The sequence below is a fragment of the Bacillus sp. SJS genome, from assembly GCF_000732485.2.
In the GTDB taxonomy this organism is placed as follows: domain Bacteria; phylum Bacillota; class Bacilli; order Bacillales; family Bacillaceae; genus Metabacillus_B; species Metabacillus_B sediminis.
The window spans coordinates 389,367-403,804 of sequence record NZ_JAQV02000015.1; the positions used below are offsets into that span (position 1 = coordinate 389,367).

Genomic DNA, 14,438 nt, shown 5'->3' on the forward strand with positions numbered 1-14,438 from the left:
GCGGTTAAAATGGAAATTGCAGTTAATCATGAATTGAAAGAGCTGGAGCCTTCGTTTAAAATCGGAATCGCTCTTTATCGGGGAATAGAGGTAGGAGACTCTCCACAAATGCTGAAGGGGAGAATGAGGCTGTTTCAGGAATCCTTATATTTTGACTTTGAAAATCAGGAAATAAAGGACATTCCAGCGGTTCAGGAATGGCGCGCTCTTTTTAAAAAAGCCGGGACGGATCCAAACCGGTACCGCCCTGCTCAGGAAGCCATTTTCCGAAGAATTAAAAAGCAGCAGTATTTGGAGACCATCCACTCCGCTGCCGACATTAACAATTTCTTCTCGATGGAATATCAAATTCCAATCGGCATCTATGACCTGGACCGGTTAAACGGAAACATCGAAATCCGCATCGGAAATTCAGATGATACATATGAAGCCATCAATGGACGTGAAGTCTCAATGGAAAAGAAAATTCTATCTGCAGATGGCAATGGAGCATTTGGAAGCCCCTATGTCGACTCCAAAAAAACAGCCGCCAGCAGAGAAACGGTCAACGCCCTGCAAATCGTCTATCTCGCTCCATCTATGGAAGAGCCTGAAGCAGAGAAGCTGTTATCAGCATTGACAAGCATGTTCGTTCAAATTCATGGCGGAACGGAAGAGCATTTTATTCTATCATAAGGCCTGCGGTGAGCGCAGGCTTATTTTTACGCAGTAAAAAACGCAATGCTTCGCTGATCGGAACGAAACACTGCGTTAGTAACGTATGTATGGAGCGGGTGATGGGAATCGAACCCACTACATCAGCTTGGAAGGCTGAGGTTTTACCAGTAAACTACACCCGCACGTTTACTTTCTCGTCTTGATGACGATGTATATTATTATATTCGTATTACATCAAAACGTCAATACTATTTTTGTTTTTTTTATTAACCGCTGTATACGAGGGTACATCTCGACAAGAAGGCTGGCGGATGAAGAAGGAAATTCCTATCTTCAATGAATTAGTTTATTTAGAAGAAGTATCCGTTTGTGTTTATCCCTTATCAATTAATTCTTCCGCGTGCTTCCTCAGCCTCTGCTTCTTTTTGTGTTTTTTTCTGTTTATACTTTTACCAAGCATTAAGTCATTAGATGGAATTTGCTGCCTTAGATTAAAAACCTTTTCTGCAGAAGAAAGCATCATATTCACAGCTAAAATAGTCAATGTAAAAAACACGATCACAGTTAGAGGTATCCATGGATAATACCGGATGAGAGGATAAGAATCTCCGATGAGACCAGACCATTCATAGGAAAGTGTTTTGGGCGGATCTGTCATGATGGCATCCGTCATGGTTCCTCCGAAAAAAAGTTCAAGTACCCCCAAATGGGCTAATAAAGACAGCACTTGAATAAATTGCTGGATGAATAAAAGAACACTGCTTCCAAAAGTAGACGGACGAATATGTCTCCAGAAAATATGGGTTTGGCTCCCGCCAAGCGTCTTGGAGCTTTCTATGAAATCCATTTTCCAAAAGCTCCTCATTTGATCCGCCATATACAAAGTCAGAGCCGGAATGGCGATGATGCTTAAAATAAAGACTTCAAACAAAGCCCTCTCCCAAAATGGATTTGGGAACCCTTCGTCTGGCATCCACAACACATTCAGGAGAATAAAATAAGCAATCAGAAGCTGCGGAACGATGGTAAATGGTTCAGTGATAACTCTTAATAGAGGAATTCCTTTTGGAAAATAGGTTGAGATGACCGCGCCTGTTATATAGCTGCACACCATCCTAATTATGGTAATCAGAAGGGCAATCCCTATCGTATACTTCGCTCCCTGAATGATAATATGGAGCATATCATATCCATAAACATCCGTACCCAGCAGGTTTTGAACGGAAGGAGCATAAGGAGGCTTCGCCAAAACGGTGCCCTTCTCTCCAAAAGATAATCGGGCCTGACTAATGTCTCCATTATTAAAGATTGTATTCCCAATGCTTAACAGGAGAAGCAGTGCAAGGAACACAAATCCAGCCACAAACTTTTTCTCTCTCCATAAACGCCTCAACTGCTCTTCTCCCCCTTTATAATATCCGGTACGAAAAAATGGTACGATTTATAGATAACCAAAAAAGGTATGAACATAATAACGGACGAAACAAAAAATACTTCCGGGTCTCTAAAGGTGATCAAAAACCAAAGAAGTCCCTGATAATTGAATAGATACTCGATTATGACCAAAGTCGTCAGCATGGACCAGACAAGTGTTCTTGTGGAAATAAACACCTCATGAAACACGTTCCGGCTTATATGGAAGGTTAGAATATGAAAGGGCGTCGCTCCAATTGATCTCCCAAGCACTGTATAGGTTTTGCTCCATTCTTTCTCAATAACTCTTAAAAAAATTTTAATAAAATAGATGCTTGCCGGGATGCCCAGGCAGATGACCGGAAGAAGAATACTTTTCGACTCTCCCACTGTCACAACCTTTGCCACCAAAATATCTGTTTTTTTATAAAAATAAAGGATGCAAAACTGCAACCCGCTTATGATGAGGATATCTGGCAGCGCCTCTACATAATGAAGAACCCGTTCAATATAATAAAGCTTTTTCTTCATTAAGAGGATTCCAATATATGTGATGATAACGGCAGCAATCATTGCCGATATGAAAGAGAGAAAAAGCAAATAATAAGTATCCCATGCTTTCTCCAGGACAAGAGGAAACAGCGGCCCTTTTTCCCAGAACGTCCCGTTATTGAAATGGAGCACTTTATCAAGCAAAACAGAAAAATAGGTTACATATTCTATAAGATTAATTTTCATTCCGTTAAACAGAGTAGGTGAGGCACTTATTAGCATGATAATGATAAAGGACAAGAAGACTTGTCCTGTCAAAACAAGAACGTTCTTAATAAACCTGGAGAGCAGCATTAAAATCCCACCTAGATTTTTTTCCATATTCTCGTTATTCTGCGGCTTCTGCCAGGATTCCTTCTTTTTCGCCGATTTATATGACTTACGAACGAATTCCAAAACGTGACTCTTCAATCGTTTACCCCTTCCATAAAAGGGAAAAATATAGGAAACCTGTGAAGGAGAGAAACCAATGAAACGTCCTTACATCCTAAGTACCGCTCTCGTGCTGTCCCTCACTGCCGGATGCAGCCAAATCAATGCTGCTGATCAAGGAACATCCAGTAAGTCACCCGAACAGAAAAGCTCTCCCGAAACGGCTCAGGCTTCAGAAGTTTCACCTGGGTTCGCTGAAGGAGAACCCGCTCCAGGGACGGATCCTTCTAGCGCTCCGTCTTCACCTGAGCAAGTCATGAACGAAACGTCCATGCTGCTTAAGACAAGGGTTCCATTCACATTGCCGAAAACCATGCCCGTTTCTAAAGGGCTTTATCTGACCTCTAAAGTAAAGTCTGATGCCAATTCCTATGAAATCACGTTTTACCAAACAGAAAAACCTATTCCAATCAATAACAGCAAGCTCAATACCCTTAGCAGCAATCAAAAGATCGCGACGGTTAAAGCAACGAAATATAAAACCGAACGGGAAGCAGCCGAGATGGTCAATTATCAAAAGGCTGAACCGACAGGAAACCCGCCAATCGATCTCGGCCATGGGATTAAAGGATATTCAGATGCAGGAGCAGGAAGTGTATTCCTGCACTGGAATGAAGGCAGATGGTCTTTTATGTCCAAAGCCTTGAATGAACCAGAAAAAGACAGCAATAAAGAACTTGCTGTCAAAGTCGTTAACTTCCTCGAAAAAGAAACGCTTCCTCCGCCTGATAAAGGCGCGGTTTTATTGGACGGAAACAATCCGGACAGCCGGAATAACCTTGTTGTCTGGCAGGATGGAAAGATCGTGTATGAGATTAAAGAGGCAAATGGAGCCATGACGGCTCTTGAGATTGCTGCGGCATTTCATAAGGAGTAAGAAAAGACCTCAGCGATGCTGAGGTCTTTTTTCAATTTCTGATAATCCCATGGCTCGATCCGACAAGCACTTCTTTCCCGGCCTGATTCCGGTATACGCTTTTCATGGCAACTCGATTGAAACCTTCTTTTTCTTCAAGCTCTGTTACAGTCACTTCACATGTAATCGTATCTCCCGTAAAGACCGGCCGCAGGAATTCACTGACCATCTCCCTGGCAATGTAGTTCATATCCCCGCCGATTTTTGTTCCGATACTCGCAGTCATGAGTCCGTGGACCATTAGTCGTCCCTGTTCATCTTTCTCCATATGATGCTGTCCCTGATCACCGGTGAGCTCTGCGAAAAGGACAACCTCTTCTGCCGAAAACGTTCGTTCCCAAGTCAATACATCCCCTGCTTGAATGCTCATCCCATTACCCCTCCCTGTTTCTTTGAATATAGCATAAGAAGCAGGGAAAATGAATGAGTATTCACTTTGAACTATATTTCTTTTATTAGGATGCTGCCGATTTTTGTCGAAAAATCGATATCTTGAAATTTTCGTCGATATATTGTAGTTTTCGTCGATATCCTGGGATTTTCGCCGATATAGTTAAATTTTCGAGATATTCTGATATTTTCGTCGATATAGTAATTTTCACGCCGGTTTACTGATGTTTCTAACGCTATCCCCATATCTTACCTCCCACAAATTCAGGATGACCGGTCCTGCACCTTGTATTTCTCCTTAAACCAGACATAACATTCGCTTACTTCTTCCCTCGGCAAGTCTTGAGAAGGAAAACAGGAGGAAAGTATAGAACTTTATTAGGATAATAGATAGAGAGGAAGAGAGATGTTCATGTATTTTCCATCTAAAAAAGATTGGTGGGTTTATCTTGTCATTTGGGGAGGAGCCCTTGCCGGATGCCTCTCGCCGTTTCTTGCCGGCAGAGACTACGAAGCTTTATTTGTTACCGTTCCACTGACGGGCTTTCTAATATGGCTCTGGTTTTCAACCGGTTATTTAATAGAGGGCGAGAAGCTTACGATCCGCTACGGCCCCTTTACAAATACTATACCGATAATGGAGATTACGAGCATCAGGAAAACGAAAAATCCATTCTCTGCCCCCGCTTTATCATTAGACCGACTGGAAATCACCTATGGGAGATGGTTTGATATCGCGGTAGTATCTCCTAAGGAGAAGCAGGAGTTTATTAAAATGCTGAAGCAGATTCAGCCCGATATTAAAGAGAAATAGCGGATTCCCGGTAAAGGGGATCCGCTTTGTGTTTTAAAATATCTGCCTCTTTGAAATCCCCAGGAACCGATTCACCGAAGCGCTATAAGCTAGTAGTAACTCATACTGCTTTTACGCCAAACATACAAAGCCCATTTTGTTTGGAAAGGTTTCTAATTTACCAACAAAGGGAATTCATTCAGTACTAATCGACTAGAAAAAATGTGGAGGCTACAGGATGGAATTATCAAGATCAAAAGCGGGAGCGCGGCAGTCTGCTGAGCAAACGAAGCAGGATACAAAACCATGGATTAGGCGTTTAGGACGCTTCGGCTACATGGCTCAAGGACTTGTTTATGGATTGATTGGGATTCTTGCCTTTATGGCAGCAATCGGGGCTGGAGGCAAAACAACCGATACGAAGGGAATGCTTCAATCACTTCCGGGTATGCCGCTTGGAGAGCTTCTCCTCTGGATTATCGGAATCGGCTTGATTGGCTACAGTATATGGGGAATTGTTAAATGTTTTACCGACCCGGAGAACAAAGGATCTGATGCGAAGGGCATCGCTATCAGAATCGGCTACCTTATCAGCGCAGGTATTTATGGAAGCATTGCCTTTAATGCCATAAAAATCGCTGTAAATGGCGGAGGTTTAGGCGGAGGCTCTGAGCAGAGCATGTCAGCGAAGCTTCTCTCCCAGCCCTACGGTCAATGGGTGATCGCAATTATCGGCGCTATCATTATCGGCTACGGAATATACGAATTTATCTCCGGCTACAAAGAAAAGTTCATGACTAAATTCAGAGCCAGCGAAATGAGTCTTCACGAGCGTAAAATAGCCCGCAACTCAGGAAAAATGGGGCTCATAGCACGCGGCATCGTGTTAGCTATGATTGGATTCTTTTTCATTGAAGCTGCCTACACGGCTGACCCAAGTCAAAACAAAGGTTTGGATGGAGCCCTTTCAGAGCTTTCCAGCCAGCCTTTTGGCCAATGGATGCTTGGAGCCGTCGCACTCGGACTGATCTTGTATGGGGTATATGGTGTCATCCGGGGAAGATATGAACATATGAGTTTTGGAGGAAAATAAGGAACTTGCCTGCAGAGAACGTTCTGCAGGTTTTTTAACGAGCAAAAAAAGAAAAGCCATGCTGCCATGGCTTCTTCTTCAATACTATAATTTTTTAACCTCTAAATAATAAATTTGATGCCCTTCAATTTCATGAACACGGAACAAGTACCCTTCCTCTTCAATCTCCGAGCCGGATTTAGCATCAATATTCTGAGTAAGGAACCAGCCGCCGATCGTATCAACCTCTTCATTCTCAAGCTCCGTACCAAGCAGGTCATTTACATCCTCGATCAGCAGTTTCGCATCCAAAATGTAGTGCTGCTCGCCTACCTTGCGAATTTCAGCCACTTCATCCTCATCAAACTCATCACGGATCTCCCCAACGATTTCTTCAAGGATATCCTCAGCTGTCACCAAGCCCGAGGTACCTCCGTATTCATCCATGAGGATGGCAACATGCGTCCGCTCCTTCTGCATTTTCACAAGCAAGTCATGAATCGGAATATTTTCAATCACTCGGATTACCGGGTTAATAAAGGATGGCAAGTTTAAATCTTTATCCATTTCCCTGTTCATTACTTTAGCCGTTAACAATTCCTTCACGTTTATAAAGCCAATGATATTATCCTTATCGCCGTCAGCTACTGGATAGCGGGTATAATTTTCTTCAATCATCGTTTCCATAATCGTGTCAAAACTGTCATCTACAGAAATGCTCACGATTTCAGTGCGGGGAACCATGATTTCCTTCGCAACTCTTTCATCAAATTCAAAAATATTGTTCACATATTTCAATTCATTCTTGTTAATCTCACCGCTTTTATAGCTCTCTGAGAGAAGCAGCCGCAGTTCTTCCTCCGAGTGGGCGAGTTCATGCTCAGAAGCCGGTTTCAACCCGAAAAGCCCAACAAGGAAACGCGCCGATCCATTCAGGAACCAAATGAACGGATACATAATACGGTAAAACCAAATAATCGGTTTAGCAAACGCAAGCGCCACAGCCTCTGCCTTCTGAATCGCAACCGTTTTAGGCGCAAGCTCCCCGATAACAACGTGCAAGAACGTCACAAGCGCAAACGCAATCCCAATCGTCAATATATGAGCCATCGAATCATTCACATTAAAATATTCAAATAGCGGGTGCAGGAGAATCTCAAACGTCGGTTCACCAAGCCACCCCAGTCCAAGAGCGGTAACCGTAATACCAAGCTGACAGGCTGATAAATATTCATCTAAGTGCGAAACAACCTTTTTAGCAGCAATCGCACCCTTCCTGCCCTCTTCAATCAGCTGGTCAATCCTGGACATACGAATCTTTACGATTGCAAACTCCGTCGCAACGAAAAATCCGGTTAATGCAATTAATAAAACAAACATAATCAAATTAATAGCTGTCAATGAATGATCTTACAAATGTAAGATCTTACACCTCCTTGAGTAGTAAACAAATTAATTAAGCAGCACAAGCAGTGTCTGAATCAATGATAAACTTTCATGAGAAAGATTCTTTTTAATCGACTCAAGGCTTGTCTTATCATTTTTATCAAGATGAGCCAGCACCTCAGAAACATCCTTTTCCAAACCGCTGATTTTCAGTCTTAATTCAAGCACATCTATTTCTTCTGCATCCTTTTCTAGAAGCCGTTTCTTGATATCAATTAAATGCATTCCGTCAGCCTTGCACTCTTCTATATAATTCAGCCTCTCAATGGAAGAATAATCATAGTAGCGATAATTAGAAGGGGAACGTTCTGCTTTTAACAGTCCAAGATTTGTATAATAGTCAATGGTTCTCTTAGTAACATCGCATCTTTCAGCCAATTCGCCAATTTTTAGTTTCTCTGTCCCAGCGTAATCACCCCAAACTGTAACGTGATGGTTATAAACTAATTGTATAGTTTAGCAGAATAGAAGGCAAGACATACGAAGATAGTTAATGGAATGTTCACATAAGCAAAAAGAAACCCTACAATAAGTAAGATTTCTTTTAAATTTAATCACCAACAGCATCCTGCTGATTCAAAAGCACAATTTCATCTTCAAGCATTAAACAATCATGGGAGTTCAAAAGTGAACCCTTCATATCTTCAGTCAGCCGATCCTTATCGTATGCACAAACAGAAAGCAAATCCATCTTATGCACAGTCTTTTGAGCGTTGACCTCATATGCATCAACCTCACACTCAATATCCTGTAACCTACCCCACTCAATATGAGCCCACGTCCGATAAGATTGCTCTGCATCAATAATTGGTTTCACAACCTCCAGAAAATAAGCCACAATGGTTGGTGTATGAAAATCCCCTCGGGAATAGTAAAAATCAAAATTATTCACAAAATGAACCCGGTCCAACTGAGTCCTTGTTAAAGAAGCTTTAACCAGCTCATATAGCGAAGTAAACATTCGATCATTCTCAATGACAAAGACATGGTCTCCCTGCTCAACTCCTGAGAGAATGTAGGCAGCAGCATTCTTCAAATACGCCTGTGGCTCATTTATTAAGTACATGATATGCCCGCTTTTATACTCATCTATTTTTTTCTTCATATCCTGAATGGATGTATTCAAACAAAGGGCTCCTTAAAAAGCAAAGTTTATTCATTTTAATTCTTCCTACCATTTTAACATGTTTGAAGATAAAAGAGCTTAGCCAAGAGAAGATTGGGTATATTAACTACATTTATAGAGAGAATGGCCCATGTGTAATAATGATAAGATTTTATGTAAAAAAAACGTGTAAGCACATTTCACCACATCGTAAATAGGAAGATTTTAGTAGTATTAGGTGATATAATTACAAATTAAGGAGGGAACTTATTTGGGGGATATAAAATTATTTCGTATAAACGGTAATAACGTAGAAGAATTAGCGGGGAAAGCTGTTACTGTAGAAAAATCGTTGCAAAACTTAATAGAGATGTATTTGGATACGATTCTTGGCGTACGCTTTTTAGCTTCCGAATATAGCACGGGTAAAAAACATGCAGGCAGGATAGACACGTTAGGAATAGACGAAAACAATTCGCCTGTAATTATCGAATATAAGCGAGCAGTTAACGAAAATGTGGTAACGCAAGGCTTATTTTACCTTGATTGGCTATTAGACCATAAAGCGGAATTTGAATTAATGGTTATGCGTAAATTCGGCGATGAAGTATCAGACGCTATTGATTGGAGTAGTCCTCGTTTGTTATGTATTGCGGGCGGCTTTACAAAATACGATGAGCATGCCGTTGAACAGATAAACAGAAATATAGAGTTATACGTTTATAAGCATTACGAGGAAGGGTTACTTTTGCTAGAGTTAGTTAACGCTACAACTGCGCAAACAATACATATTAGTGATGAAGCTACTACGCCCGCTAAAGCAACTAACCGCAATACACGGGTAAAAACGGTTTCTGATTATTTGGAGCAGGCTAATACGCAAATTACCGATAGGTATGAAGCTTTAAAAGCGTATATGTTGGCGCTAGGTGACGATGTTCAAGTAAAGGTATTAAAACATTACATAGCGTTTAAACGTATTAAAAACTTTGTTTGCTTAGAAGTACACCCGCAAACGGGGAAGGTATTACTATATCTGAAGCTTGATCCGCAGAGTATTACGTTGGAAAGCGGCTTTACCCGTGATGTAAAGAACATTGGGCATTTTGGTACGGGCGATTTAGAGGTCGTTATTTCTAACGATGAGGATATAGAAAAGGCTAAACACCTAATTAACATGGCGTATGACGGAAGTTAACAACACTCTGATAAAAATAGAAATTATTCCAATTTATAAGGAGAATGATTACTATGGAAATTTCAAATATATTATGCACAAGTAAACCTGAAGATTGGCTAAATGTTATTGAAGATGATAAACAGCGGTATATTTTAATGGCACTCGTTAAAAGTGGAATTACAGAGGATAAAATCATTGAAATGTGGTTAGATGAAGTTGAAAAGCAGGGGCAAGCATTTACTGTAATGAATTTTCATAAAATAACAAGAAGTGATTTAATGGAAAAATTCAAAGAACTTTTTACTAAACTTATTTGTGGAGATGAAGTCTATCTTGAAAATAGGAAGGAAATTATTTCACAGACAAAAAATTTACATAAAATTATAACTGTTTCTCTCGCAACAACTATAGGAGCACATTTCGGTCTTCAAGCAGCTATTATTTATCCTGTAATTGCTCTTTTTTTAAGCACTGTTTCACGTTTGGGATTTGATACATATTGCGAACTTCAAGGTTATCCTATTAATGACCAAAAAAAAGATAATACCTAGGTGAGTAATTAAACGGGCAAGCATTACGCAAGCCCGTTTTTTTATTCGTACTCATGCTTTAATCGGTGCTCCGCTAAATACACGTTTAACGGATAATTTTTTATCGGCAACCTAAACGTAATATCCGTACTAATAAGCTGTTCCTCAAAATTATACGTTGGTGAGTAAAGCAAATCGTAGTCATCCGTTAAACTAATATTTCCGTTTTCAAACAAACCATCATGCAACTTACAAAGCAATATAGCGTTACTTAGATCTACCCGTTCTTGTACCGTAGAAGCAGACCAAGTTTTGATGTGGCTTGTAATTAATAGTTTCGGATCAGTAATATTGCACATAGCGCATTTACACTGGTAGTTGCTGAGTAATGCTTTACGTAGTTTATACTGACCTTGCCGTGCCTTTATTGTGCGTAAAATATCTTTACCGTCATTAGCTGTAAAAACAATCTTAGCGTAGTTCTCCTTTTCTGCCTCAATAGCTAAGTGGAACTCTTCTAGTTCTTCTACATTAACGTTTATTAAACTCTCTTCTATCTTTTTTACCGTTAAGCTAGGAAACGTTGCTTTACTGCTTCCGTCAAATCCGTAAAAATGTATTATTGACCGCGCTTGCCATCCATCCTCTTCCGCAAGTTCATCAACAATGCGCTCAATTCCACGGTTACTAGTTCCAACCTTTAAAAACTCGTATAATACTTTTGCTCTAACACTATCCTTTTTACAAAGTTAATTCTATGTTGATCTAGTTTAGCCATTTTATCCTCCGTGGTTACGCCTTAACAAGCGTACCTTTTTCTAACTGATATTCGTATGTGTTAAACAGGAAAGTTACTACCGTTTTAGCAGAGTTAATCACTACTAATGCATGGTGCTTATTAACCTCGTACCGCCTATGGTGCACATCCCCATTTTCGTTTCTTATTTCAGCTAATCCGTTAACTACACTAGTTAAACCGGAAATAACTTGCTTTAAAGGCTTTTCTAATTTAGGATTATCGGTATTTAAATTTAGTTTTTTACGTACTAGCGTGAATAACGCAGGTAAATCGAGCTTGTCCTCCAAGTCCTCGCCAGTTATTTTATTTACTATTTCGTTACAAACGCCTTCTACTAAAGAACGGGCACTTGTTATTGCTCCTGAATAGTCACCATCATCAAAACGTTTATCGCACTTTGCCAAATCCTCTAGTATATGGGCATAAGTTAAGTGTTCAGGTATTTCACTTTTAACGTGGATTATTTTCACGTCTAGCTGTTCGTCTTCTAAGTAATCAATAAATTCATTAATATGGGTTCTTACATAGGTACTTAATGTAGATAACGTTTCTCTTGATTCCATTTCCGAAGTTAGTTCGTTGACAAGTTCATCTATAGTTCTATTATTTTTAATAAAATTCGGAATTACTGCTTTTTTATCCGTTGCTAATTTTTTAATAACTATACGGCACTCACGATATAACATATCCGGTACTGAATTATCCGCAAATGGATCTGCATCAAATTGATCTGCATAATTTTTAGGCTCTAATTCCTCTGCTAAAGCGGTACAAATGTTTAACTTAGTTTTCTCTAAAATTTCAATAGCGTTCATTCACCGCACACTCCCATTTACAAAATTATCCTTAAGTCTATTATATCATTGTAATTGATGGCGGGGGATTAGAATTATTACTTATATACTACGGTTAAGTATTGCGGCAATAGGTTTTATTAGCTAATACTAGCGTTATTTTATGAAAGGTTAGTAGCGGAAACAGCGTAAGGTAGTATACGGTGGCTGTACCGTAGTGAATAACGGTTATTTACGGTAGCTTTCCGTTTAATCCTCCGCATTTATAAAAAATTGTAAGCAAAATTTGCTAACCTGCAAACCGATTCTGATTCGATCAGCCCGCCCCCTCTTTTCGCTTACAGAAGATACCGTTGATTTTATGCATATATTTATACAGTTCTATTACGGTAGCTTTACGTTCTTAATGTATTCCGTTGTATTGTATATGCAAATTTAGTTAACATAATAATAGTTTAGTTAGTAACACTTCATACATACGTTGTATAAACGCAGTAATACCAACACTTTATAGGCGTCTACACTTAAGCGCAAATTACTACGTTATGCACTAGAATATACAACGTTATAACGGTGGGATTTGTAGCGTGTTGGTACGTTATATAGTACCGTTATATTGCATACTACACGGCGTACAATAAGTGCAGGGCTAGCGTTTATAGCCTGTATATTAATGCGTTTATATTTCGTGACAGCCCCGTAGTTTACGCAAGGCAACGCACGCCGAGGGCGCTTGGCTAATGTTATACGTTAACCTACACGTAACCTATCGCTTACACCGTATCTATGTTAACTTTATACCCGTGTAAAAACACTATTATTACGTGAACAATATACGGAACATTTAACGCCTTAAATCATTGACGTTAGTACATTCTCTCGTAACTTCCGTTATGTTCATTACGCACAATAATAACGTTCATTTAACGTTTTAAAGTAGTTTACAGCTTACAATCTTTCTCCCCGATTTCAGCCAAAAATAAAACGCCTGCAAGCCGTAGCCTACAAGCGTTAATATTATCGTTTCAAACTGTTTAAAGGGCTAAATTTGCGGTGTCCTTCTGCAACTTCTGATGAAAACAAGTTAACGTAAACCTTCGTCATTTCAAGTGTTGTATGTCCCAGTATGTTCATTAGTTGAAAAGCATTTGCACCGTTAATAACACATAGCTTTGCAAAAGTGTGTCGTAGTGTATGGCACGATACCCTTACATCAGTTATTTTAGCTTTTTTGCCATATTCACTTACACGGCTTTGTATCTGCCGCTTACTTAACCCCGTTCCATCTAGCGTAAATAAACAAATTATTTGTTACGGCGTTGCCCCGTATTTGTATCCACTTGCGTAACTGCTCTTTCATCCTGCTTTGTATCGGCACTAGCCGTTCCCTATAACTTTTAGCGTTTCTAATCCGTATATTACTGTTAGCAAAATCAACATCATTTACTTCGATTCCTGTTAATTCATTCACTCTTACGCCTGTCTCAATAAATAATAACAGCATAGTATAATCCCTTACACCCGTAAAAGTTCGTAAATTACAAGCGTTTATAGTTGATCTAATTGCTTAACGATTAACGTTTCAATAATCTCTTTACGGTGATTTAACATACTTATTTCTGCCATTGGATTACGTTTAATGCACTTACGCTTGTACAACCAATTAAACAAGGCTTTTAGCGCCGTTAACCGTGTATTTATGCTAACAGGCTTTATATTTGCGCCCTGCATAGCTTTAATCACGTTATCAGTAATAACGGTAGGCGTAATTGCGCTTAAGTTTAATTCAATGCCCTGCCGTTCTAATAAGGCTTTAACAGCGCTAAATTCATTGCGGTAATACTTAATGGTATGTTCCCGTAAATTTCGCACCTCGCAATCCTCAATAAACAATTCAACCGCTTCACTTAACGATAAATTGCCCGTAGGTAGTACGCTTTGTACCGTTATTAATTCTTGAATATTTAACTCATTACTTCTACGCTTTGCCACGTAGTAACACCTCCGCACACGATTATATGCACACTATTTTTACGGCTCAAATCGTGCGTGTAGGCAAAATAAAAACGCCCTGCCATGTACGGCAAAGCGTTTCTATTACAGCGTTTTTGTGATACCGGTGGCCGGGGTCGAACCGGCACTCCAGAGGAACACGATTTTGAGTCGTGCGCGTCTGCCAATTCCGCCACACCGGCATACTATTTGGAGGCGGCACCCGGATTCGAACCGGGGGTAAAGGAGTTGCAGTCCTCTGCCTTTCCTCTTGGCTATGCCGCCTGAATATGGAGCGGAAGACGGGATTCGAACCCGCGACCCCCACCTTGGCAAGGTGGTGTTCTACCACTGAACTACTTCCGCA

17 protein-coding genes and 4 tRNA genes are annotated in these 14,438 nt (G+C 40.1%); 6 read left to right on the forward strand and 15 right to left on the reverse strand.

Annotated elements, in window-relative coordinates:
- The first annotated feature begins 9 nt into the window (after positions 1-9).
- Complete coding sequence (locus AS29_RS08920; protein WP_035404991.1) at positions 10-675, forward strand: B3/B4 domain-containing protein; 666 nt, start codon at positions 10-12, stop codon at positions 673-675.
- A gap of 90 nt (positions 676-765) precedes the next feature.
- Here AS29_RS08920 and AS29_RS08925 read toward each other — a convergent pair.
- The 3 genes from AS29_RS08925 to AS29_RS08935 form a co-directional block, all read right to left on the reverse strand.
- Positions 766-839: transfer RNA gene (locus tag AS29_RS08925), tRNA-Gly, on the reverse strand.
- A 191-nt stretch (positions 840-1,030) separates the two neighbouring features.
- Positions 1,031-2,050 carry an ABC transporter permease gene (locus tag AS29_RS08930; protein ID WP_066099014.1) on the reverse strand — a complete coding sequence of 340 codons (1,020 nt, stop codon included), beginning with the start codon at positions 2,048-2,050 and terminating at the stop codon, positions 1,031-1,033.
- The gene (locus tag AS29_RS08935) at positions 2,047-3,033 is read right to left on the reverse strand and encodes a hypothetical protein (protein WP_035404992.1); all 987 of its coding nucleotides are present in this window, start codon (positions 3,031-3,033) and stop codon (positions 2,047-2,049) included. Before AS29_RS08935 ends, AS29_RS08930 begins: the two co-directional genes overlap by 4 nt.
- A 58-nt stretch (positions 3,034-3,091) precedes the next feature.
- Between AS29_RS08935 and AS29_RS08940 the strand changes: the two genes are divergently transcribed.
- Positions 3,092-3,931 carry a hypothetical protein gene (locus tag AS29_RS08940; protein ID WP_035404993.1) on the forward strand — a complete coding sequence of 280 codons (840 nt, stop codon included), beginning with the start codon at positions 3,092-3,094 and terminating at the stop codon, positions 3,929-3,931.
- Positions 3,932-3,962: 31 nt separating this feature from the next.
- On the opposite strand, the gene AS29_RS08945 is transcribed toward AS29_RS08940, so the two are convergent.
- Positions 3,963-4,340 (reverse strand): MaoC family dehydratase, encoded by a 378-nt coding sequence (locus tag AS29_RS08945; RefSeq protein WP_035404994.1) that lies wholly within the window; start codon positions 4,338-4,340, stop codon positions 3,963-3,965.
- A 426-nt stretch (positions 4,341-4,766) separates the two neighbouring features.
- On the opposite strand from AS29_RS08945, the gene AS29_RS08955 reads away from it, so the two are divergent.
- Together AS29_RS08955 and AS29_RS08960 are read left to right on the forward strand one after the other, a co-directional pair.
- Entirely contained in the window at positions 4,767-5,174 is a 408-nt protein-coding gene (locus tag AS29_RS08955; RefSeq protein WP_231889917.1) for a PH domain-containing protein, read from the forward strand.
- Between the two features lie 217 nt (positions 5,175-5,391).
- Positions 5,392-6,246 (forward strand): DUF1206 domain-containing protein, encoded by an 855-nt coding sequence (locus AS29_RS08960; RefSeq protein ID WP_035404998.1) that lies wholly within the window; start codon positions 5,392-5,394, stop codon positions 6,244-6,246.
- Positions 6,247-6,330: 84 nt separating this feature from the next.
- Here the strand turns inward: AS29_RS08960 and AS29_RS08965 are convergent, their stop codons facing one another.
- The 3 genes from AS29_RS08965 to AS29_RS08975 form a co-directional block, all read right to left on the reverse strand.
- Complete coding sequence (locus AS29_RS08965) at positions 6,331-7,626, reverse strand: hemolysin family protein (RefSeq protein ID WP_035405000.1); 1,296 nt, start codon at positions 7,624-7,626, stop codon at positions 6,331-6,333.
- Positions 7,627-7,677: 51 nt separating this feature from the next.
- Positions 7,678-8,049, reverse strand: coding sequence for a MerR family transcriptional regulator (locus tag AS29_RS08970; RefSeq protein WP_035405001.1), 372 nt, complete (start codon positions 8,047-8,049; stop codon positions 7,678-7,680).
- 172 nt (positions 8,050-8,221) lie between these two features.
- Positions 8,222-8,797, reverse strand: coding sequence for an MEDS domain-containing protein (locus AS29_RS08975; RefSeq protein ID WP_035405002.1), 576 nt, complete (start codon positions 8,795-8,797; stop codon positions 8,222-8,224).
- 250 nt (positions 8,798-9,047) lie between these two features.
- On the opposite strand from AS29_RS08975, the gene AS29_RS08980 reads away from it, so the two are divergent.
- The gene (locus AS29_RS08980; RefSeq protein WP_035405004.1) at positions 9,048-9,974 is read left to right on the forward strand and encodes a DUF5655 domain-containing protein; all 927 of its coding nucleotides are present in this window, start codon (positions 9,048-9,050) and stop codon (positions 9,972-9,974) included.
- Positions 9,975-10,027: 53 nt separating this feature from the next.
- Positions 10,028-10,507, forward strand: coding sequence for a hypothetical protein (locus AS29_RS08985; protein ID WP_035405005.1), 480 nt, complete (start codon positions 10,028-10,030; stop codon positions 10,505-10,507).
- Between the two features lie 41 nt (positions 10,508-10,548).
- Here AS29_RS08985 and AS29_RS22040 read toward each other — a convergent pair whose 3' ends face one another.
- The 8 genes from AS29_RS22040 to AS29_RS09010 form a co-directional block, all read right to left on the reverse strand.
- On the reverse strand, positions 10,549-10,845 hold the full coding sequence (locus AS29_RS22040) for an HNH endonuclease signature motif containing protein (protein WP_082883784.1): 297 nt from the start codon (positions 10,843-10,845) through the stop codon (positions 10,549-10,551).
- Positions 10,846-11,278: 433 nt separating this feature from the next.
- The gene (locus AS29_RS08990; RefSeq protein WP_035405007.1) at positions 11,279-12,100 is read right to left on the reverse strand and encodes an abortive infection family protein; all 822 of its coding nucleotides are present in this window, start codon (positions 12,098-12,100) and stop codon (positions 11,279-11,281) included.
- A 996-nt stretch (positions 12,101-13,096) separates the two neighbouring features.
- Positions 13,097-13,387, reverse strand: coding sequence for a tyrosine-type recombinase/integrase (locus AS29_RS21950; protein ID WP_331712022.1), 291 nt, complete (start codon positions 13,385-13,387; stop codon positions 13,097-13,099).
- Positions 13,347-13,583 (reverse strand): tyrosine-type recombinase/integrase, encoded by a 237-nt coding sequence (locus AS29_RS21955; RefSeq protein ID WP_331712020.1) that lies wholly within the window; start codon positions 13,581-13,583, stop codon positions 13,347-13,349. The genes AS29_RS21950 and AS29_RS21955 overlap by 41 nt, the downstream gene beginning before the upstream one ends.
- Positions 13,584-13,627: 44 nt before the next feature.
- Positions 13,628-14,071: a site-specific integrase gene (locus AS29_RS21960; protein WP_331712021.1), complete on the reverse strand. Its 444-nt coding sequence runs from the start codon at positions 14,069-14,071 to the stop codon at positions 13,628-13,630.
- Between the two features lie 122 nt (positions 14,072-14,193).
- A tRNA-Leu gene (locus AS29_RS09000) sits at positions 14,194-14,274 on the reverse strand.
- Between the two features lie 8 nt (positions 14,275-14,282).
- Positions 14,283-14,356 (reverse strand) — tRNA-Cys (locus AS29_RS09005).
- Positions 14,357-14,362: 6 nt separating this feature from the next.
- A tRNA-Gly gene (locus AS29_RS09010) sits at positions 14,363-14,437 on the reverse strand.
- Position 14,438: the final 1 nt, after the last annotated feature.

Excerpts from the sequence above, each read along its gene's own strand:
- AS29_RS22040 (WP_082883784.1), bottom strand. The coding sequence starts at position 10,845 with ATGTGCAATATTACTGATCCGAAACTATTAATTACAAGCCACATCAAA.
- AS29_RS08960 (WP_035404998.1), top strand. The coding sequence starts at position 5,392 with ATGGAATTATCAAGATCAAAAGCGGGAGCGCGGCAGTCTGCTGAGCAA.
- AS29_RS08920 (WP_035404991.1), top strand. The coding sequence starts at position 10 with ATGGAAATTGCAGTTAATCATGAATTGAAAGAGCTGGAGCCTTCGTTT.
- AS29_RS21955 (WP_331712020.1), bottom strand. The coding sequence starts at position 13,583 with ATGCTGTTATTATTTATTGAGACAGGCGTAAGAGTGAATGAATTAACA.
- AS29_RS08940 (WP_035404993.1), top strand. The coding sequence starts at position 3,092 with ATGAAACGTCCTTACATCCTAAGTACCGCTCTCGTGCTGTCCCTCACT.
- AS29_RS08985 (WP_035405005.1), top strand. The coding sequence starts at position 10,028 with ATGGAAATTTCAAATATATTATGCACAAGTAAACCTGAAGATTGGCTA.
- AS29_RS08990 (WP_035405007.1), bottom strand. The coding sequence starts at position 12,100 with ATGAACGCTATTGAAATTTTAGAGAAAACTAAGTTAAACATTTGTACC.
- AS29_RS08955 (WP_231889917.1), top strand. The coding sequence starts at position 4,767 with ATGTTCATGTATTTTCCATCTAAAAAAGATTGGTGGGTTTATCTTGTC.
- AS29_RS08945 (WP_035404994.1), bottom strand. The coding sequence starts at position 4,340 with ATGAGCATTCAAGCAGGGGATGTATTGACTTGGGAACGAACGTTTTCG.